At 54.4% G+C, this 20,032-nt stretch carries 17 protein-coding genes; 10 read left to right on the top strand and 7 right to left on the bottom strand.

Features of this window, described 5'->3' with window-relative positions; translation table 11 throughout:
* Nucleotides 1-19: 19 nt before the first annotated feature.
* Nucleotides 20-700, bottom strand: a complete 681-nt coding sequence (locus SPI6313_RS10735; protein WP_072620995.1) for a lecithin retinol acyltransferase family protein — start codon at nt 698-700, stop codon at nt 20-22.
* Between the two features lie 12 nt (nt 701-712).
* Nucleotides 713-961, bottom strand: a complete 249-nt coding sequence (locus SPI6313_RS10730) for a Ycf34 family protein (RefSeq protein WP_072620994.1) — start codon at nt 959-961, stop codon at nt 713-715.
* 86 nt (nt 962-1,047) lie between these two features.
* On the opposite strand from SPI6313_RS10730, the gene SPI6313_RS10725 reads away from it, so the two are divergent.
* From SPI6313_RS10725 to SPI6313_RS10700, 6 genes are all read left to right on the top strand, one after another.
* Entirely contained in the window at nt 1,048-1,788 is a 741-nt protein-coding gene (locus SPI6313_RS10725) for a TIGR00297 family protein (protein ID WP_425443126.1), read from the top strand.
* 425 nt (nt 1,789-2,213) lie between these two features.
* Entirely contained in the window at nt 2,214-3,887 is a 1,674-nt protein-coding gene (gene groL, locus SPI6313_RS10720; protein WP_072620992.1) for a chaperonin GroEL, read from the top strand.
* Between the two features lie 294 nt (nt 3,888-4,181).
* Complete coding sequence (locus tag SPI6313_RS10715; RefSeq protein WP_072620991.1) at nt 4,182-5,306, top strand: RNA-guided endonuclease InsQ/TnpB family protein; 1,125 nt, start codon at nt 4,182-4,184, stop codon at nt 5,304-5,306.
* A 202-nt stretch (nt 5,307-5,508) separates the two neighbouring features.
* Entirely contained in the window at nt 5,509-6,117 is a 609-nt protein-coding gene (rpsD, locus tag SPI6313_RS10710) for a 30S ribosomal protein S4 (RefSeq protein ID WP_072620990.1), read from the top strand.
* A 209-nt stretch (nt 6,118-6,326) separates the two neighbouring features.
* Nucleotides 6,327-7,685 carry a sensor histidine kinase gene (locus tag SPI6313_RS10705; RefSeq protein WP_072623092.1) on the top strand — a complete coding sequence of 453 codons (1,359 nt, stop codon included), beginning with the start codon at nt 6,327-6,329 and terminating at the stop codon, nt 7,683-7,685.
* A 383-nt stretch (nt 7,686-8,068) separates the two neighbouring features.
* Nucleotides 8,069-8,386, top strand: a complete 318-nt coding sequence (locus SPI6313_RS10700; RefSeq protein ID WP_217650569.1) for a DUF5132 domain-containing protein — start codon at nt 8,069-8,071, stop codon at nt 8,384-8,386.
* A gap of 75 nt (nt 8,387-8,461) precedes the next feature.
* On the opposite strand, the gene SPI6313_RS10695 is transcribed toward SPI6313_RS10700, so the two are convergent.
* From SPI6313_RS10695 to SPI6313_RS10680, 4 genes are all read right to left on the bottom strand, one after another.
* The gene (locus SPI6313_RS10695) at nt 8,462-8,746 is read right to left on the bottom strand and encodes a hypothetical protein (RefSeq protein WP_072620989.1); all 285 of its coding nucleotides are present in this window, start codon (nt 8,744-8,746) and stop codon (nt 8,462-8,464) included.
* A gap of 348 nt (nt 8,747-9,094) precedes the next feature.
* Complete coding sequence (locus SPI6313_RS10690; RefSeq protein ID WP_072620988.1) at nt 9,095-11,311, bottom strand: heavy metal translocating P-type ATPase; 2,217 nt, start codon at nt 11,309-11,311, stop codon at nt 9,095-9,097.
* A gap of 11 nt (nt 11,312-11,322) precedes the next feature.
* The gene (locus SPI6313_RS10685) at nt 11,323-11,910 is read right to left on the bottom strand and encodes an HMA2 domain-containing protein (protein WP_072620987.1); all 588 of its coding nucleotides are present in this window, start codon (nt 11,908-11,910) and stop codon (nt 11,323-11,325) included.
* A 45-nt stretch (nt 11,911-11,955) separates the two neighbouring features.
* Nucleotides 11,956-12,522 carry a ferritin-like domain-containing protein gene (locus SPI6313_RS10680; RefSeq protein WP_217650568.1) on the bottom strand — a complete coding sequence of 189 codons (567 nt, stop codon included), beginning with the start codon at nt 12,520-12,522 and terminating at the stop codon, nt 11,956-11,958.
* A gap of 447 nt (nt 12,523-12,969) precedes the next feature.
* On the opposite strand from SPI6313_RS10680, the gene SPI6313_RS10670 reads away from it, so the two are divergent.
* From SPI6313_RS10670 to queF, 4 genes are all read left to right on the top strand, one after another.
* Nucleotides 12,970-13,830, top strand: a complete 861-nt coding sequence (locus tag SPI6313_RS10670) for an MBL fold metallo-hydrolase (RefSeq protein WP_072620984.1) — start codon at nt 12,970-12,972, stop codon at nt 13,828-13,830.
* 99 nt (nt 13,831-13,929) lie between these two features.
* Entirely contained in the window at nt 13,930-14,304 is a 375-nt protein-coding gene (locus SPI6313_RS10665; protein ID WP_072620983.1) for a phasin family protein, read from the top strand.
* A gap of 17 nt (nt 14,305-14,321) precedes the next feature.
* Entirely contained in the window at nt 14,322-14,699 is a 378-nt protein-coding gene (locus tag SPI6313_RS10660; protein ID WP_072620982.1) for a hypothetical protein, read from the top strand.
* Between the two features lie 505 nt (nt 14,700-15,204).
* Entirely contained in the window at nt 15,205-15,606 is a 402-nt protein-coding gene (gene queF, locus SPI6313_RS10655; RefSeq protein WP_072620981.1) for a preQ(1) synthase, read from the top strand.
* A 70-nt stretch (nt 15,607-15,676) separates the two neighbouring features.
* Here queF and SPI6313_RS10650 read toward each other — a convergent pair whose 3' ends face one another.
* Nucleotides 15,677-19,651: a PAS domain S-box protein gene (locus SPI6313_RS10650; protein WP_217650567.1), complete on the bottom strand. Its 3,975-nt coding sequence runs from the start codon at nt 19,649-19,651 to the stop codon at nt 15,677-15,679.
* Between the last annotated feature and the right edge of the window lie 381 nt (nt 19,652-20,032).

The following is a 20,032-nucleotide window of genomic DNA, read 5'->3' as shown; positions in this document are numbered from 1 at the left end:
TGCTGTGTCAGTCCTGTCTCTACCGCAATTTGAGGCTATTGCGCAGCAGGGTTTCGGTCATGGTGGCGAGTTTTTGCAACTCTGTTTCGAGGCGATCGCTCTCCTTCTGATAGTTCACTTTGCGCTGGAGGGCGGCGCGGGCCAGGTCTTCGCGATCGCGCCCTAGGGACTGTTGCGCGATCGCTTCCCAGGCCTTCACTTCTGCGATCGCCTCTTTATACCTCGGTTGCAGATCATCCCAAACCACCCGAATTTGAGTTAAGGCGCGATCGAGTTCCGCCTTCGCTTTTTGGTGTTCCGTACCGTGAAGGGCGCGATCGAGGGGCGTTTCAAGCTGTTCTGGATTGAGGGTCGTTGTAATCCAGGGGATAAAATCCTTCACCTGCTGGCTATGGCTTACCCCGGTTTTGCACCAGGTGGCGAAATGCTCGCAATTATTAAACAGCAAATTATACCGCTGCTCCCCCAGCCGACTGATCGCCCGCTGCACCACCACCGACGGAATAAACGCCGTGGGGTAGGTTTTGCAGTAGACGGGTTGATCTTGGGTGAAGGTGGCGCGATCGGTGCGTTCGACCACCTCGCTGGGCTTGCGGTAGTGAACCACTGTGCCATCACCGCAATCAATGCCGTGATGTTCATACACACCGCTGAGGTTGAGAAACGGACGGATAACGTAGAGTTGATCGCCCAAGGCCATAGGTTTACGGGGTTAGGTGGGGACGGGTTCGCCGGGTCGCAGCTTGATCCATTTGCCCGCTTCTTCTAAAAAGCTCTCACAGCCCACCACGTCCCATTCCATTTCCACATAGTCCGCAGCGGTGCGGATGTTGACGTTGATGCTCGGTTCGGTCGCTTCAAAATCCGGGGATTCGGTGAGGTGGGGCTGTTGATGTTGATGTTCAACGGCGTGGTAGGTGGTGCAGCGATCGACGTAGTGGCAGTTGATGCAAATACACATAGGTCATCCGTCCAGAGTCCTTAGCTGCATTCTAACATTGGGGTTTTGGGATAGGCTGGAAAGGATTTTGATTTGGGGTTTTGATGATGGCAAACGCTTGGCTCGTGGCGATCGCAATCAATACGGTCTTAATCGGCATCGCCTGGATTATCCCGAAAAAACTCCTCACCCCAATGGGCTATCTCCACGCCTGGATTTTGGGGGTGTTGGTGTGGGGGACGCTGCAATGGCAGGGCTACGCGGTGGTGATGTTTTACTTTCTCGTCGGCTCTGGGGTGACGAAAATCGGCATGGCCGAAAAAGAGGCGGCGGGCATTGCGGAAAAACGCGGCGGCCTGCGCGGCCCAGAAAATGTCTGGGGGTCGGCGTTGGTGGGGACGCTCTGCGCGGTGGGGGCGGCATTGTGGCCCGTGGGCGCGGGCCTGTTCACCCTGGGCTACGTGGCCAGTTTCAGCACGAAATTATCCGATACGACGGCCTCGGAAGTGGGCAAGGCCTACGGTAAACGCACCTTTTTAATCACCACCCTACAACCCGTGGAACGCGGTACGGAAGGGGCGGTGAGTTTAGAGGGAACCCTCGCGGGGGCGTTGGCCTCGGTGATCCTTGCTCTGGTGGGGTTAGCGGTGGGAATGGTTGACCCGCTGGGGGTGGGGTTCTGTGCGATCGCTGCCTTCATTGCCACCAATTTAGAAAGCGTGATCGGGGCGACATTCCAAGAAAATTACGCTTGGCTGACGAATGAAGTGGTGAATGGGATTAATACGGCCATTGGTGCGATCGTTGCCGTGGGCTTGGCCTGGGTGTGGCAAGTGGTGGGGATTTGACGATCGCAGGGGCTGGATCTGTGGTTAGGACAAACGGGATGCCATGGCGGTCAATTTAAAACTGATTAAAACGGAGAGTCCCACCCCGCCAGGGATTCAAAGCCCCGACTCATCGCCAAAGTCGGCTCAAGCCCACTCCTGCCGAACCCGTTTTAACGGGTTTCAGCTATGAGCCAAGAACTGAAGTTCTTGGCGGTTGTGGGCTTGTAGAAGGTTGAGGACATAAAACCCTACTTCTGAGGTTCGGGAATGTACACCTTTGCAGCAGTTGACAACTGTAACACGACTGAAACGGGACAGAGCTAAGATCCTGAATCCTTTGCGCTGTCAGGGCTTCGGGATTTTAATGCCTCAGAAAATCTCAATTTAGCACTCCCGACAAGAGAGTGCTAAATTGACTAGTGAACTCTCTATGTAAACTTGCAATGGCAAAGATTGTTGCTTTTAAAGAAGAATCACGCCGGGCGCTAGAGCGAGGGGTTAATAAACTCGCTGATGCGGTTCGGATTACCCTTGGCCCCAAAGGCCGTAACGTCCTGCTTGAAAAGCAGTTTGGTGCGCCCCAAATCGTCAACGATGGGATTACCGTTGCGAAAGAAATTGAACTCGATGATCCACTCGAAAATACCGGTGCTCGCCTCATTCGGGAAGTGGCTTCCCGCACCAAGGATCTCGCCGGGGACGGAACCACCACCGCCACGGTTTTGGCCCAAGCGCTAATCCGTGAAGGCTTGAAAAACGTGGCAGCCGGTGCAAATCCGGTCGCCCTCAAGCGTGGGTTAGACAAAACCATCAACCATCTGTTGGCGGAAATTGAAGCGTTGGCGAAACCCATTGCCGGGGATGCGATCGCTCAAGTTGCCACCATTTCCTCCGGGAACGATGAAGAAGTGGGTCGAATGATCGCCGAAGCCATGGAAAGAGTCACCAAAGACGGCGTGATCACTGTTGAAGAATCCAAATCCATGGCGACGGAACTTGAAGTCGTCGAAGGGATGCAGATCGATCGCGGCTACATCTCCCCCTACTTCATCACCGACCAAGAACGGCAGATTGTGGATTTTGAAAATCCCCACATCTTGATCGTCGATAAAAAAATCAGTGCGATCGCTGACCTCGTACCCGTCCTCGAAAAAGTGGCGCGTTCGGGGAATCCTCTCCTGATCCTTGCTGAAGATGTGGACGGCGAAGCCCTCGCCACCCTCGTGGTCAACAAAGCGCGGGGTGTGTTGAATGTAGCCGCCATTAAATCCCCTGGGTTTGGCGATCGCCGCAAACAAATGCTCCAAGATGTCGCCGTCCTCACCGGAGGTCGCGTCATCTCCGAAGAAGTGGGCTTAAACTTGGAGACCATCACCATCGACATGCTCGGTAAAGCCCGCAAAATCACCATCGAAAAAGACAACACCACCATCGTCGCCACCGGAGAACTCACCAGCGACGTGGAAAAACGGATCGTCCAAATCCGCAAACAACTCGACGAAACCGATTCCGACTACGACAAGGAAAAACTCCAAGAGCGAATCGCCAAACTGGCCGGTGGTGTTGCCGTGATCAAAGTCGGTGCCGCCACGGAAACCGAACTCAAAGACCGTAAACTCCGGATCGAAGATGCCCTCAATGCCACGAAAGCGGCTGTTGAAGAAGGCATCGTCCCCGGTGGTGGGACGACCTTGATTCGCCTCGTTAAAAAGGCGTTGGCCTACAAAGAAACCCTCACCAACCCCGAAGAAAAAGTCGCTGCGGACATCGTCGCCCGCGCCCTCGAAGAACCCCTCCGCCAACTGGCAGATAATGCCGGTGTGGAAGGGTCTGTTGTGGTGGAAAAAGTGCGTGACAGCGCCGACAACATCGGCTACAACGCCCTTACCGGTGTCTACGAAGACATGATCGCCGCTGGCATCATCGATCCGGCGAAGGTCGTGCGCTCCTCGTTGCAAAACGCCGCCTCGATCGCGGGCATGGTCTTAACCACCGAAGCCCTCGTCGTCGAAAAACCCGAACCCGCTGGCGCAGGTGCTGATCCCGGCATGGGCGGCATGGGCGGTATGGGCGGCATGGGCGGCATGGGTGGCATGGGTGGCATGGGCATGATGTAAGCCTAAGCCAGTCCTGCCCCTGTGGCTCGATTGTCCAATCTGTTTAAACCCCTCTTCACTTGTGAAGGGGGGTTTTTGACATCATCCCCAACCCTCTGAAGCTTGGGCTGATGGTCTGGATTGCGGATTCATTCTGTCGTGTGGGCATCTTGTCCGCTGGAGATTAGCCGTAGCGAGCATCCTGCTCGCATTCCTGATTACGAATGTAAAGCGTAAAGCCCCCGTTTTCCAAACGGGGGATATAAGCGAAGGGCTGAATTTATTCAGCCGTGATACCGAGGTATCATAGCAACCATGAAAACGCTCAAGTTCAAGCTCTACCAGCATAAGCGGAATAGATACCTCAAGCGGACAATCAATGCCGCAGGGCGTATCTACAACCATTGTGTTGCCCTCCACAAACGGTACTACCGAATGTGGGGCAAGCACTTGAACTGCGCCCGACTGCAAAAACACATCGCCAAGCTTCGGAAACGGAACCCCTGGTGGTTGCAGGTGGGTTCTCAAGCCGTACAGGATATCTGCCAACGAATTGAGAAAGCGTATCAACTGTTCTTCAAACACAACAAAAAAGGCGTTCGCCTGCCAAACTTTAAGAAGACCCGAAAGTACAAATCCTTCACCCTCAAGCAAGCTGGGTACAAATTCCTCGGTGGCAACCGGGTCAGGATTGGGAACAAAGTCTATCAATATTGGCACTCTCGTCCCATTGAGGGCAAGGTCAAAACCCTGACTATTAAGCGGACTCCCCTCGGAGAACTGTGGATGATTGTCACTGTCGATACGCCATCAGAGCCTGAAGTCAAAACCGAGACAGGTAACATTGCTGGTTTTGATTTTGGACTCAAGACGTTTCTGACCTGTTCTGAGGGATTCAAGATTGATGCACCCTTGTTCTTCAAGCAGTCACTCAATGCAGTTCGCAAAGCAAGTCGAGAATTATCTCGCAAGCAAAAGGGTTCAGCGAATCGAGAACGTGCCCGATTGAACTTAGCCCGCAAGCATGAAGATATTGCCCATCGACGGCGGGACTGGTTTTGGAAGTTAGCCCATCAACTGACGAATCAGTTTGATGTGCTGTGTTTTGAAACCTTAAACCTCAAGGCGATGCAGCGGCTTTGGGGGCGTAAGGTGAGTGATTTGGCGTTTCGGGAGTTTCTGCAAATCCTGGAGTGGGTGGCGACGAAGAAGGGGAAGCGGGTGGTCTATGTTGACCGCTGGTTCCCTTCGAGCAAGACCTGTTCAAGTTGTGGTCATATTTTGGAGCATCTGGATTTAGAGACTCGCCATTGGCGGTGTCCCAGTTGCTCGGCAGAGAATGACCGGGATGAGAATGCGGCGATGAATATTAAAGTGGCTGGGGCTTCAGCCATTGGGTTAGGTGATGTCAGACAGGCGTTGCCTGCTATTGCTGTTTGATCCCAGAATCCCCCGTTTTCTAAACGGGGGAGTAAGTCAATGATGCTTCCATTGAACAGATTTTGATCGTCTCTTGATTGGGATAGAGCGATTGCGTATAATTAGAGGTCTGTGGGTAAGCGCGAGTTTAGGATGATAAGCTCTCGCATTCGCCCAATATTTGGAACGTTCAGCGATTTCGATCACAGGAGTTTAAAGATTAATGTCTCGATATAGAGGGCCTCGTTTACGGATTACGCGCCGTTTGGGCGAATTGCCGGGGTTGAGCCGGAAAAGCTCCCGCCGGGATTATCCGCCTGGGCAGCATGGCCAAGCGCGTCGTAAGCGTTCAGAATATGCGATTCGGTTAGAGGAGAAGCAAAAATTGCGCTTCAACTATGGCATTACCGAAAAGCAGATGGTGAATTACATGAAGAAAGCCCGGAAAGCCACGGGTTCCACGGGTGAGCGTTTGCTGCAACTGTTGGAGATGCGCTTGGATAATACGGTGTTCCGCTTGGGTATGGCGGGGACGATTCCGGGGGCGCGGCAACTGGTGAACCATGGCCACTTGATGGTGAATGGCCGGGTTGTGGATATTGCGAGCTATCAATGTCGTCCGGGGGATGTGCTGAAGGTGCGCGATCGCGACACCTCGAAAAACCTGGTGAAGGCCAATATGGAATATCCCGGTTTGGCTAATGTCCCCAGTCACCTCGAATACAACAAGGATTTGATGGAAGGGAAAGTCACCGGCGTGATTGAGCGCGAATGGGTGGCGTTGCAAATCAACGAACTGCTCGTGGTTGAATATTATTCTCGGAAGGTTTAGAAAAACCGAGTGGGAAGAGGTGCGATCGCGGCTGACGTACCTCCTCAAACCTCACTTCGTGATCTGAATCCTGATCGCGTTCCAATTCATATCCTCAGGTTTGAAAACCGCCGATCATCCTCACGGCGGTTTTCGTGTGTCTAGGGATTTGAACCTTGATACACTAGGCGTAGTGAGTTCGTGGAGTCCCTTCAATGCAGGCAGGGCCGATGTTTAAAGCAACGCGACGACGGTTGACGCTGTGGTATGCGGCAGTGACGGCGGTGTTGCTCCTCTGTTTTGCGACGGGGGTTTATTTTTATGTGCGCAGCACCTTGATCGATCGCATGGATGACACGTTGAAACATGTGGTGGAGGTGGTGGAGCGATCGCTGATTGTTGAACCCTTTCCGGCCAGCGAGGGGGGCGATCGCCTCAACGTCGAAGCCAGTTTTCGCCACAATGGGGATGTGGTGGAAGCGGATCACATTGATCTTGAATGGTTCAGCCCCACCGGGCAATTACTCTGGTCTACCTTCGACCAACCGCCCACCCTCCCCCTCCAACTCAATCGCCACGGCCAAACCATTCACCTCTCCCCCGATCACCTCCTGCGCCAAGTCACCAAACGGATCGAACGGGGGCGGCAAGTCCTCGGCTATCTTCGCGTCAGTCATCCCTGGTTTGAAGTCACCAAACCGATTCAGCAGTTGATTTTTGACCTGACCTTGGGGACATTGGCGATGATTGGCGGTGTGGCGGGGATTGGCTGGCTCCTGTCCGGGTTGGCGATGCAGCCCATCGGCGAATCCTACCAACAACTGAAGCAGTTTACCGCCGATGCCTCCCACGAACTGCGCAACCCGATCGCCATGATTCAAGCCAATGTGCAAACGGCCCTGAGCTACGGTGATCCACAGATGCAGCACCATCAGTTACAGGTGGTGGAACGGTTGACCCAACGCCTGGGGCGGTTGGTGAATGATCTGCTCTTTTTGGCGCGATCCGATAGTGGCATTTTGCAGCCCACGGGGCAGGCGTTGCCCTTGGATGCGTTGTTGATTGAGGTGCTCGAAGAGCAGCGGCTCGTGGCGGCTCAGGCGGGGGTGGCTTTGTCATTGCAGATTTCCACGCCCAACGGGGCAGATTGTGAGGATGAGACGCTGTTTGCGGTGCAGGGGGATTGGGATCAGTTGGCGCGGATGCTGACGAATTTGATTAGTAATGCCTTGGATAGCACCCGATCGCACTCCCCCCACCCCCAGGCCGTGACCGTTACCTTAACGCGGCGATCGCTCCATCTCGTCATTGAAATCGCCGACACCGGGATCGGCATTCCAGCGGCAGCCTTGCCCCATTTGTTTGATCGGTTTTATCGGGTTGATCCGGCGCGATCGCGGCAATCTGGCAGCACCATCACCACCGGCACAGGCCTAGGGTTAGCGATCGTGCGGGCGATCGTCGATCAGCACCAGGGTGAAATTACGGTACAGAGCCAACCCGACCACGGAACCACCTTCACCATCCTGCTCCCCGCCCTCACCCCCTTAACTCTCAACCATCCCAGCAAGACCGCCCCAGGTCTGTGATGGCATTGTTTGAGGGATGGGAACTCCTGGGACGAAGTGCGATCGCCCTCTAGCAAGAATCCACCCCTCTTTATTTTCGCACTCTTCACAACGGCTTTATTCAGAGCCAAAATAGAAGCATAGAGCCTCATTTAGCACTCATTATCCTATTAGCATCGGGCTTAAAAAATTCTGGCCCGCCGTCTCATTATTCCATAACATCTAGACCCTTAATCATGACCATCTGAATCATGCTATTATTCAACGTTTCTTGACGATTTGCAAACAGGAAAAATCCTCATTCATTGATTCAACGTATAATTGATAATGTTGGCTTCTTACCTTATCCTCCGGTTGATGGGGCAGAAACAACAACACAATCGCGTCATCAACATCGAAAAAAAATGACACAGTTAACGAATATGGGAAATGCTGTTGTTGCTCAAACCTTGCGCTCTAGAATCGCAGAGTTGACGAGAAATCCTAGTACGCGCACGGTATTAGTTGGGGTGACCGCCGTGGCATTGACTCCGGTGGTGTTGCCCTTGGTTCGACCCCTGCTAAAAAGCACAATTAAATCTGGGGTGTTAGTCTATGAAAAGGCAAAAGGTGCGATCGCAGAAACGGCGGAAATGGTAGCCGATGTTGCGGCGGAAGCGCGTGCCGAAGCCCATGGACTCACAACCCTGCCCGCCACAGAATCCACATCTCAAGAGTCCTAATCCCGAATCCGCTCACTCCCCAATCGATACCAGGTCGCACCTCTCCCCGATGGTGGGAGAGGCTTTTTTTTGCGGTTAAGGCTGAAATGGAAATGACGAGGGTTCTATTGCCCTTGAGGGATGGACGAGGGTGTGCAGTTGTTGGGTGAGTTCACGTTTTTGGGCAGTGGCAACCCACTGGCGCAGGGGAATCGCGGTCGTCCCATACAGCGATCGCCCCGATGGCTGGGTCGCTAGTTTGGAACCGACAATCAACGCCCCCAACCCCAGTAAAGCCAGGGGGTTAACTTGGCCGCGATCTTCCAAAATTTCTTTGAAGTGGAAGGTCAAGATTGATTTTTCAAGATGGATAAAGGACATAGTGTTTTGGGATAAAGTCCGAAAAGTCCATGGCAATGATGTGCGCAATTCCAAATCAGATCGGGTCAGAGTCCCGGTTTTGGGTTGAACGTCCCACCCTGAAACTGGATTGCTATTTCAACGGTAGCAGGCTTTTGGGTAAATGAGAATAATTTGCAGTAATTGTTCCTGTTTTGCCCAAGGGGGGGGATGGGGAAATGTCCTAAGAACCTGGTTGACGGGCAAAAGTTGATCGCCCTCACCTCTCACCTCTCACCCCGCTCCCAGAGGGCGAGGGGAGCCGATCCATTTTTCCAGTTCCCTCTCCCCTAGGGTGAGGGCTTTCTGGGATCTGGCTAATTTTGTCAGTCAACCAGCCTCAGGACTGGGGGGAAATTGGCGACGACTGCCGCCATCAAGTTGGTGTTCAACGAGGGGGCGAAGGCTGTTGAGTCCGGCGGCGATCGCCGAGCCATTATGGATGGCCGTGGCGATGAGGGGATTGAGTCCCCAGGTGGTGGCTAAACCCAGGGCGGCGAGGTTCGGTACTACCACCAGCGCCACATTTTGATCGATGAGATTGCGAGTTTGGTGAGCAATGGAAATCGCTTCTAGTAGATCCCGCAGATCATCATTCATCAGCACAACATCGGCGGTTTCTCTGGCAATTTCCGCACCATGGGCAAAGGAAATCGACACATCGGCATAGGCCAGCGCCACGGAATCATTTAAGCCATCCCCCACAAAGGCAACGGTGCGCCCGCCTTGATGCAGGTCGCGGACGATGCGGGCTTTTTCGTCGGGGAAGGCGTGGGCGTAAACCTGATCGCGGGGAATGCCGAGGGTTTGGGCCACTTGTTGGGCGCGGGCGGGTGTATCTCCGGTGAGGAGGTAGATGTTGATGCCGTATTCGGTTTGTAGGGTTTGGATGAGGGCGGAACTTTCGGCGCGGAGGGGATCGCTGTAGGTGATGCTGCCGAGGAATTCGCGATCGCGGGCAATGAAGATCTGAGAATCGGAGGTCGAACGGGGGCCATTCGGGGGGATATTAATGCCAATTTCTGTTAAGAAGCGTTCACTCCCTACATGAACTTCGCGCCTATCGATGATCGCTTGTATGCCTAATCCGACTTCGTATTGCCAGGTGTCGCGGCTCGGCAGGGTTAAGGCGCGATCGCGGGCCGCCTGACAGATCGCCTCAGCCACCGGATGGTTGAGGCGCTGTTCCGCTGCTGCGGCCAGTTGAAGGAGGTCATCGGCGGTGAGATCAGCGCGGGCAGGCTGGATCTCGGTTACCACGATCGCCCCTTGGGTTAATGTGCCGGTTTTATCAAAAACCACCGTATCAATTTCCGCCAATTGTTCGAGGGTGCGACCACTGCGCACGAGGATGCCGTGGCGGGTGGTATGGTTCAACGCCCCCAGGAAGGCAGTGGGCATCGAAACCCGCACACCGGTGACAAAATCCAGGGTCAAAATCGCCGCGACACGGGACGGATCACGGGTCGTGATTAACACAATCGCCCCTAGGATCAGCGAGGGCCAAATGAGGCGATCGGCGAGTTGTTCGGCATAGTTAGCCATGCGGGTATCCTGAACGGGGGCTTTTTGTAACAGGGCTAAACTCAACGCTGCCCGGGTATTCATCCCGACGCGCTCCGCCCGGATGTAGATCTGTCCCGATCGCACCAAGGTCGAAGCCAACACCGCTGTTCCTGGTTGACAGACGACGGGCATTGCTTCCCCGGTTAAACCCTGTTGATCCACCAGCGCTTCCCCTTTGAGCACGACCCCATCCACGGGAATCTGTTCGCCGGGATAGACGATCACCACCGCCCCCACCTCGACCCGATCGCTGGGAATTTGCTGGGGGGGATGGTCGGGTTCGGTTTGCACCCATGCCCAGCGGCCGATCGCATCGAGTAAATCAGCCGTGCGGACTTCCGTGGCCCGGGCGGTTTGTTCTCGGATGGCATCCCCTAGTTCATGGAGGGCGATCACCAAGGCGGGGGTGATCAGTTTTCCCTGGGCTGCACTCAAACTCAACACCAGAAAATCAAGACAGTCAATGTTTAAGCGACGGGTTTGCACCACACTCCGCAAGGCTCGTTGGACAATCGGCCAAGCTGCTTTGAGGAGGGCCAAGGCTGCCAGCGATCGCAGCCACGCCAACCGCGGCCAGCGCCCCACCAGTCCAAGGCCGGTTGCCAACATCGGCCAGCCCAATTCTGCACGGGCCAAGGCGGGCAATGGGGTGAGCAGGTCTGACCCGGAGAACCGGGGAAGATTCGGGGAGACGACGGTGCTGGCGGTTTTTTTCGGACACCGTTGCCAACAGTCCCACACCTGAGCGGCCAAGGCAGATTCCTGAATCACCTGGATGCGATAACTCAGAATCACCGATCGCGCCGCTCGATTAATGCGTACCGTCATGACCCCGATGATGCGGCTTAAGTCCTGTTCCAGGTGGGCTAGGGCGGTGCGATCGCAAGCCAGCAGCGGCAAGCGCAACCGCAACCGCCCCGGCATCCCATGGACAATCCACCCCTGATCCGCAGGAGGCGGTGATACAACACAAACAGTCATAGATTTATTTATTAAGGGTAGGAATCAGCAGCAGGCGGTTCAGGCGGTGCAGCCGTGGGGGGAGTTTCCGCCTGTTCTAAAATCTGTAACAAATACATCCCCAATTCCAATTCCGTCAGGCCCGCATCATCGTATTGAATCACCAGGGATGCCGCAGCGCGATTGATCCGCACCTGCTTCACCCGCGCATCGGCTGTCAATAGGGTTTGTACCTGTTTGGCATAGAGGCGATCGCCCCGTAGCCGAGGAATGCGTAACCGAATTCGCCCTGGAACAGCATGGACAATCACATAGTCATTGGAGGCGATCGCCCCGTCTTCTCCCGCTGCATCCGTCGCAGGATGAGGTGGTGTCGGCGGTGGGGTGGCCTGGGCTTGTTCCCGTAACTGGCCCACACCTTGGCGCACAATCGCCGCAATCAACAAATTCACCAAAAGCGCCTGCGCCCCCCGTAATCGCAGTTGATTCGTCGTGAGCAAGCCCGCCACGACCGGCAAAATCATCGCAATTTCGCTATAAGTATCGAGCCATGCCCCGATCCGGCTGGCTACGGTTGTCTCCGGTGTGGGCGCACTGATGGCTGCCGCAGTATCTGTCATAGGTTATGTTTCCGTTATTCAAAAAAAAATGCGATCGCCACCGAATCACCCTCGTCCGCCGTGATAGCGACGGCCGCCACCCTTAGCCAAAACAGGGCTGACTCGTCTTGAACCCCAACAACTCTGAGCACCACAGCCTTCACCCATAACCCGTCCCCCGCCACAGATCAGCGGCCGATCCGTCACTGGGGTAGTGGCCGATCGCATCCCCCGTGCCACACCCCGCTGAAACGCCCGCAGGTGATTCTGTTGAGAGGCCCGCTGCAAGTTGCGAAACACCCGCTGCACATCGGGATAAGCTTGCGTCATCGCCAGTAAACGGTCATACATCGCACCATTTTCAAGTTCTGCGGTCACACCCTCGGCACAGGCTGCGGCAAGGGAATCGGGAATCGTCACCTGACCCGGCCCAGGATCAGCCGGAATCGGGATTTGGTAACGATGAAAGAGGGGATCAAGAGCGCGAATATGGCGCTCTTCTGCATTGAGAATATTGACAAAAGGTTGCACTTGACCAAAGCGGCGCAGAATCTGGCGATAGGTGGCGCGTGCTTTATATTCGTCTTGCAATGCTTCCGTGAGCGCCGCAGCAAGGCGTTCATGCTCAGTCATGTTGGACATTATCCCCCTATCGAGTCAGACAACAGATGATTGATCTGAAGCTAATCTTGCCGCTTAATGAAAGTAGTTGTCAATATTGATGAAATTAATTCTTAATAAAGAATCAACCCCTCTGGATTTAACCCGTCCATCCCAAGGGTGGGGGAGTCACGAAAAATTACCCCTCAAAATTAGCCCTTACGGTGGGAACCCTTGCGGACAACACGTACAATAGAAAGGCCATAATGAACATTCACCCCGTGTGATGCGGATCTCCGTGCTCGCCTCGTCCTGTCGTGCTGTCGCTAAGAATTTTGAACTTCATCCTGAGTGAAACCCAAAAGTGGTGCAGTTTGATCACAATGGTACTGAGGGTGTTTTCAAAATCAACACCATTCTCACCCCCCCCGTTGATCCGCCCTTGCCTCACCTGCACCCCTCACCCTAATCAAAGTGATTATGTCCGAGCAACAACCACGATTCAAAGTTAAATTCTGGGGAGTGCGGGGCAGCATTCCCTGCCCAGGGGCTGAAACCGTGCGCTACGGCGGCAATACGCCCTGTGTGGAAATGCAAGTGGGGGGCGAGCGTCTGATTTTTGATGGGGGCACAGGGCTACGGGTGCTGGGACAATCCATGCTGGGTCAAATGCCCATAGAAGCTCATATTTTCTTCACCCATACCCACTGGGATCATATTCAGGGCTTTCCGTTCTTTACCCCGGCTTTTGTGGGGGGGAATCGGTTTCATATCTATGGGGCGGTGGCTCCCAATGGGGCGACGATTAAGCAACGCCACCATGATCAGATGCTCCATCCCAATTTCCCCGTGCCGATCCAGGTGATGCAGGCGGAATTGTGTTTCCATGATTTGGATATTGGCGAGACGTTTCAATTGGGGGAGGTGGCGATCGCTAATGCCCGCCTCAACCATCCCGGTGAAGCGATCGGCTATCGCGTCATGTGGGAAGGCCTCAGCGTCGCCTATGTCACCGACACCGAACATTATCCCGATCGCCTCGATCCCAGCGTGCTTTTCCTCGCCGATCATGCCGATGTGCTGATCATCGATGCCTGTTACACCGATGCGGAATACCACAATCCCAAGAGCAGCAAAGTCGGCTGGGGCCATTCCACCTGGCAAGAAGCGGTGAAAGTAGCCAAAGCCGCCCAGGTCAAGCAATTGATTATCTTCCACCATGATCCCCTCCATACCGATGATTTTCTCGATGACATCGGGGCCCAAATCCAAGCGGTGTTTCCCGGCGCAACCCTCGCCCAAGAAGGCAAAACCATCGAACTGATCCCCGCATCGATCTAAGTCTCAACCCCGACCCTGCCCCGGCAGCCCCTTCAGATTTCGTCTACCATAGAGCCAGACGGTATATTGGTGCGCATCCTTACATCCAAGACATCCATCATGCCTGGTTTTGGTCATCTCGTTCAAAAAGCGTTTTATCTCGGTGTCGGTCTTGCCTCCTATGCAGGGGAAAAAGCCGGCACACAATTCCAAGAACTCCGCAAACAAGCCCAACTGCTCGCCGATGAGATGGTGAAGCGGGGCGAACTCCAAGCCGAAGAAGCGGGTAAGTTCGTCGATGATTTGATTCAGCAGGCCCAGCGGCCGCCGGTCACCGATGGCACCGATCCGCCGCCGCCGCCACCATCAGGGCCGCGCCCCATCGAAATCCTCGACGACGAAGAGGATAACCCCCATGACCCCCAAGCGGAACATCTCCGCCAACAGGTGGACGCTCTCCAAGCGGAATTGCGACGGCTGCAAAACCTCGATTAGGCCTGATCTGAACTGTTATGAATGATTGGACAAAGGAATTTTGGACATTCTGCACTGATGTGGCGACGGAGCTTGAGGAGGCGGTGCAGGATATCACCACGGCCGCCACGGCCCTCAGTGAAGAGTTAAATGAGATGCAGCCGGAGGATTGGGAGGCGTGGGTGCAAACCCTGTGGGCGGATCTGACGGAGCCGGAGGATTGGTCAACTTGGCTTCAGGATGAGGAGGCGATCGCTCCCTTTCCCTCCCTGCATTGGGTCGCGCCGCCCCCCACCTGCCAAGGCTGTCAGCATTACCACGGCCATGTTTATAATAAAAACCTGCTCGTCTGTGCGCTGCATCCCTACGGTAAAGGCGATACCCATTGTCCCGACTGGGAAGGAACTCAGCCCTAGCCGTTGCTATCCTTGCGATCTGCTGAACTTTGACACTCCCCGCGAAGACAGCGACGGGGATTCTTGGTTCATCGACCGGACTTAACTCAGCAGGATTGCTCCAACCCAGCCAGAGGTCTAATCTCCCCAAGCGTATAACTTCCCCTGTGCCCCACGGTAGTTAGTCCAAGGCGCAGCATACAAACCCGCTTCACTATCGACTCAGCCCGATGCCGATCGCAGACTAACCCGTTCACATTTCAAGTCTTCCTAGGCGACCAAATCGTTAGATTGGATGACGCAGTCGGCAATCCGCCCACTCATTACGCTGCCTGCTTACCCTTAAATGCTTCTAGGTCTGTCGGTTTTTAGCCTTGTGATAGTTCCTGGACGTTTGAAATCCAATATAATCAGCCTAACACCACTGGCCCAAGGAGGGCGACTAACGTCGCTCGTTTCGTCTTTCATCCCCGCAATCAATTGACGGGGCTTTCAGACTCCCGCACTATTTTCGTAAAGCATTGTCATGACCCAAACCGATTCCCCCCGCTCCGCGCCTGAGATTAAATATGGTGAGCGCGAAATTGAACAAGGTTCCTTAATCACGTTTCCCAATCCCCGACCGGGTCGCCGGTTCACGATCCAGGTGTCCCTACCGGAATTTACCTGTAAATGTCCGTTTTCGGGCTATCCGGACTTTGCCACGATTGAGGTCACCTATGTACCGGATCAGCGGGTGATTGAATTGAAGGCGATGAAGCTCTATATCAACAGTTATCGCGATCGCTACATTTCCCACGAAGAAAGCGTCAATCAAATTTTGGATGATTTTGTCGCCGCCTGCGATCCCCTCGAAATGACGATTAAAGGCGATTTCACCCCCAGAGGCAACGTCCACACCGTGATTGAAGTGACCCACCGTAAATAAGCCCAACGGAGTGCAATCCGTTGAATTTCCCAAATCCCCCGGCGCGATCCAGTCGGGGGGTCGGGGTGTGTTATGGACTTTCGGGTTTGAGGGGAATGGAGAAATAGAAGGTACTGCCCACCCCCAGGATGCTTTCGACCCAGATTTCGCCGCCGTGACGGTGGATGATTTCCCGGCAGATCGGGAGGCCGAGGCCTGTGCCGCCTTTTTCCCGTGAGTCTGAGGCATCCACTTGCTGAAACCGCCCGAAAATCGCCTCGCATTTGTCGGGGGGGATGCCGCGCCCTTGGTCTGTGACAGAAAAGACCACCTGGTCGGGATGGGGGACGAGGTTGATCCAAATGGTGCGATCGCGCTCTGAAAACTTGATCGCATTACTGATCAAGTTAGTGAGGGTTTGCAGAATTTGATCCGAATCGACCCAGATATACACCGGGAAGGTGGAATGGAGCGGCTCGCTGTCGTTGGGGAGAGGATAGCGGGCAAAGGCATTTTGGTTACATTCGAGGCAGAGGGTGAGGCTTTGTTGTTCGGCCATGCTGACCATGGCTTGGGCCGCTTGCTGCATCAGTTCGAGGGCATCACAACGCCGCCGCAGGAGTTTAATCCGCCCGGACTCAATGCGTTCGAGGTCGAGAATGTCGTTGAGCAGACGGGTGAGGCGATCGGTGTTGTTGACGGCGATCTCTAGCATCTTTTGGCCTTTACCGGACAGTTCCCCTAAACGCCCGGTGGCGAGGAGACCGAGGGAACCTCGGATCGAGGTGAGGGGGGTGCGCAGTTCATGGCTGGCGATGGAGATGAATTCATCTTTCATCTGTTCAATGGCTTTGCGTTCGGTGATGTCCATCAGGGAGAGGAGATAGGCGGTGTGGCCATACCAATTGATCTCCACCGATCGCATTTCCACCACACATTGCTGCCCTTGGGGATGGATCAGGCAGATTTCACTGCGATCGCCGCTGGGAATCGGAATGCCGAGATCAAAATTGAGGAGGTCTGCCGCCGGTCGCCCAAACAGTTCGGTGGCGGCCGCGTTGGCAAAATTAATCTGCCCATTGCGATCGCACACCACAATCCCGTAGGCATTGCTTTGAATGACGCGATGGAGTTGCGCTTCACTTTCCCGCAGGGCAATTTCAGCCTTGGTGCGCTCGGCAATTTCAAGCTGCAATTCGGCCGTGCGTTCGGCCACTCGTTCTTCGAGGTGATTGAGAAACTCCGCTTGGGACACCGCAATCCCCAATTGATCAGCGAGGGCGGTGAGCAAGTCGATTTCGTCGGATTCCCAATGGTGGGGAACTTGGCATTGCTGGACGAGAATCCCGCCCCACAACCGTTGTTGGATAAAAATGGGCATCAAGAATTGCGATCGCACCGGATGGGTGCCAAAGGTCAGAATCTGCTGGGGATCGCCGGCGTACTGTTCGGTGTCATCAATCGCTAGGTAGGGGGTATCGATGCCCTGGGGCGATCGCGATCGCGATTCCAACCCCAGCGCCCCAATGTTGTCGCCCACGGATTCTTTAATGACGCGACATTGATGATCCGCATCGCATTGCAAAATGGCAACGCGATCGGTTTGCAAGATTTGATGCACTTCCCAAACAGCGGTTTGGAGAATTTCGTCCAAGTCGAGGGACTGGCGGATTTTGAGGGTCAGTTCGGAGAGGAGTTGCGATCGCCCATAGGCATGTTTTAACTGCGTTTCCGCCTTCATCCGAGCCGTAATGTCAATGCCCACCGACACCGCCGCCTGATTCTGTTGATACTTTTGGGCCACCACCAAGTAATGCCGCCGTTCGTGATCCTTCATATCCATGGAGATGACGCGGGATTGAGTCTGCTCCGGTGACCGAAACAGATCCCGTAACATCTGTTCAAAGGCATCGCCAGACGCTAAGAACCCCAGCGGCTGCCCCGTAAAGTCCTGGGGCTGCATCTCAAACGCACTGGCCAATTGATGATTGGCCCCTAGGTAGTACAGTTCGGATGGGCTGTTTGCCTCGCTGGGAGCCAGCATCCCAATCCAAGACACAAACCCCGGCACGGCATCCAGCACCGCCTGGAGTTGTTCTTTAGCCTGACGAATGACCCGCTCCGATCGCTTTTGCTTCGTGACATCATGGGCAATGCCTAAAATTTGTTCAATCTCACCGGTACTACTGAGCAGGGGCACATAGGTGACATTAAAAGTTAAACGACTCTGTTGGGGAATTTCGAGGGTGCATTCTGCCCCTTGCACTTGGCGACAGTCCACCGCTTGTTCCAGCAAGGGCACATAGGCTTGGGTAATGATGTCCGGGAAAATTTCGCGATCGGTGCGCCCAATCATGTCTTCCCGGCGACGTTTGAGAGTTTGCAGGGCTTGGGTGTTGACGAAGCGATAGCGGAGGTGGCGATCGTAGATCACAAACATGTTGGGAATGTTGTCTACGGCGAGACGGAACCGGGCTTCGGACTTGGCGAGGTTTGCTTCGGCTTGAATGCGATCGCTAATTTCCGCCCGCAAATTCGTATTCACCTTCCGTAACTGGGTCGTGCGCTCGATCACCCGTTGTTCCAACTCCGCCGCCAAACTTTGCAAATCGCGTTCGGCCCGGATGCGATCGCTAATATCCCGCGCCACCCAGATCACCGACTGATTCGGCAGCGGCGAAATATTCGCCGCAAACCACACCGTCCCCTCCGGCAACCGCAAGCAATACTCAAAATTAAACGTCAACTTCTCAGACAACACCTGTTGAATCGGCTGCCAAAACGTCGGAGCATCGGACTCAAAAAACTGATTAAACGTCGCCGCAATCACCTCAGCACTATTCTCAAACAAGCGACCATAGTTCGTCGGCATCACCTGCACCTGCTGACGCTCCACATCCACCACCAGCACCAGATCCGTCATCGCCTCAAAAATACTGCGAATCTCTTGCTCACTTTGCTGCAACTTCTTCGCAATCAGACGGTCTTCCGTCACATCCCGCGCCACCCACACCACCGTATCCTCCGTCAGTGGAAAGAGACGCGCATCAAACCACAGCGGCTGATGATCATGGCTATATTCATATTCCACCTTCGTCATCTGCTGTTGATCCAACGTGGTTTGGATCGCCTGCTTTAAGCGATCGGCATTCATCGGCATCATCTCATCCAAGGTCTTACCCAACAGATGCGTCGTCGCCAGCGTGTTAATCGCCTGGGTCGGGGCAATTTTGCGACAACGGCCATCGCGATCGCGAATCAACACCAAATCCGTCATCGCCTGAAAAATCGCCCGCATCTCCCGTTCCGATGCCAGCAACGCCTCCTGCGCCTGCTTTTGGGCATCAATATTCTCCACCATCCCAAACACAAACTGCACCGCCTGATCCTGCACCGCCCCACACAACGTCATCCGCCCCCAAATCCATTGACCATCCGAACGACGATACCGCTGCTCCGTCTCGTAATGCGCCAACCCCCCCTGCGAAATCTGCTGCAACTTCTCCAGCGTCATAGCCCGATCCGCCTCACCCAGACAATCCAGACAAGACATTTGGTAAAGCTGAGAGCTTTGATAGCCGAGAAAGCGCTGAAACGTTTGATTGGTCTTGAGAATCTTGCCATCGGGTTGAGCCACAAAAATGCCCACCCCCGCATTCTCAAAAATCAGCCGAAATCGAGTTTCACTAGCCCGCAACGCATCCTGCGCCCGCCGTAACCCCAAATGATGACTCACCCGCAACAACACCTCTTCGCGATGAAACGGCTTCGGAATATAGTCAATGCCCCCCACTTGAAACGCCCGCGCCTTATCCGCCGGATGATCCAACGCACTAATGAAAATCACCGGAATATGGCAAGTATTCGGGTCTGCCTTTAAATGCTCGCAGACCGAAAAGCCATCCATTTCCGGCATCATGATATCGAGTAAAATCAGATCCGGTTGCTTCGCTTGCACCGCCATCAAGGCCGCCGCGCCACTCCGAGCCGCTCGGACTTGATACCCATGTTTCACCAAAATTCCGGTTAACAGTCGGAGATTGGCAGGTGTATCATCTGTGACCAAAATGTCCCCAGTTGAACTAGATGGTGCAGGTATATTCATAGACTTTTGAGAAACAGCCAATCATGTCAGCCCGTGATGTTAATCTATTTTTTGCGATTCCCCTGATTACCCAGCATCACAGACAGACGCTAGAGATGACAATGTAATAGTGCGGTCGGGCTGGTGGTCTAAGTCGTTTTAATAATTCAGCAGTTAATTTGTAACATCTCTGGGCTGTATATAAAATTCCTGGGCTTTATACTGAAGGGGGCGGAGTTGCCGGGCTGAATAGTTGGGGTTTTTCAATCACGACGGGGTTCCCTGGGGACTGAGGCTCAGTACGATCTCAACCCTTCGCTCAGACTAGCTCTGACTCATCTTTTTGTCTCCCTCATCTTTACA

This window comes from Spirulina major PCC 6313 (assembly GCF_001890765.1).
Lineage (GTDB): Bacteria > Cyanobacteriota > Cyanobacteriia > Cyanobacteriales > Spirulinaceae > Spirulina > Spirulina major.
The sequence above is the reverse complement of the archived record's forward strand: the minus strand, read 5'-3'. Positions and strand labels throughout refer to the sequence as shown.

Coding starts and splice junctions, on each gene's coding strand:
- SPI6313_RS10685 (WP_072620987.1), bottom strand. CDS start 11,910: ATGACAGATACTGCGGCAGCCATCAGTGCGCCCACACCGGAGACAACC.
- SPI6313_RS10690 (WP_072620988.1), bottom strand. CDS start 11,311: ATGACTGTTTGTGTTGTATCACCGCCTCCTGCGGATCAGGGGTGGATT.
- SPI6313_RS10705 (WP_072623092.1), top strand. CDS start 6,327: ATGTTTAAAGCAACGCGACGACGGTTGACGCTGTGGTATGCGGCAGTG.
- groL (WP_072620992.1), top strand. CDS start 2,214: ATGGCAAAGATTGTTGCTTTTAAAGAAGAATCACGCCGGGCGCTAGAG.
- SPI6313_RS10735 (WP_072620995.1), bottom strand. CDS start 700: ATGGCCTTGGGCGATCAACTCTACGTTATCCGTCCGTTTCTCAACCTC.
- SPI6313_RS10715 (WP_072620991.1), top strand. CDS start 4,182: ATGAAAACGCTCAAGTTCAAGCTCTACCAGCATAAGCGGAATAGATAC.
- rpsD (WP_072620990.1), top strand. CDS start 5,509: ATGTCTCGATATAGAGGGCCTCGTTTACGGATTACGCGCCGTTTGGGC.
- queF (WP_072620981.1), top strand. CDS start 15,205: ATGACCCAAACCGATTCCCCCCGCTCCGCGCCTGAGATTAAATATGGT.
- SPI6313_RS10695 (WP_072620989.1), bottom strand. CDS start 8,746: ATGTCCTTTATCCATCTTGAAAAATCAATCTTGACCTTCCACTTCAAA.
- SPI6313_RS10725 (WP_425443126.1), top strand. CDS start 1,048: ATGGCAAACGCTTGGCTCGTGGCGATCGCAATCAATACGGTCTTAATC.
- SPI6313_RS10670 (WP_072620984.1), top strand. CDS start 12,970: ATGTCCGAGCAACAACCACGATTCAAAGTTAAATTCTGGGGAGTGCGG.
- SPI6313_RS10665 (WP_072620983.1), top strand. CDS start 13,930: ATGCCTGGTTTTGGTCATCTCGTTCAAAAAGCGTTTTATCTCGGTGTC.
- SPI6313_RS10680 (WP_217650568.1), bottom strand. CDS start 12,522: ATGACTGAGCATGAACGCCTTGCTGCGGCGCTCACGGAAGCATTGCAA.
- SPI6313_RS10700 (WP_217650569.1), top strand. CDS start 8,069: ATGACACAGTTAACGAATATGGGAAATGCTGTTGTTGCTCAAACCTTG.
- SPI6313_RS10660 (WP_072620982.1), top strand. CDS start 14,322: ATGAATGATTGGACAAAGGAATTTTGGACATTCTGCACTGATGTGGCG.
- SPI6313_RS10730 (WP_072620994.1), bottom strand. CDS start 961: ATGTGTATTTGCATCAACTGCCACTACGTCGATCGCTGCACCACCTAC.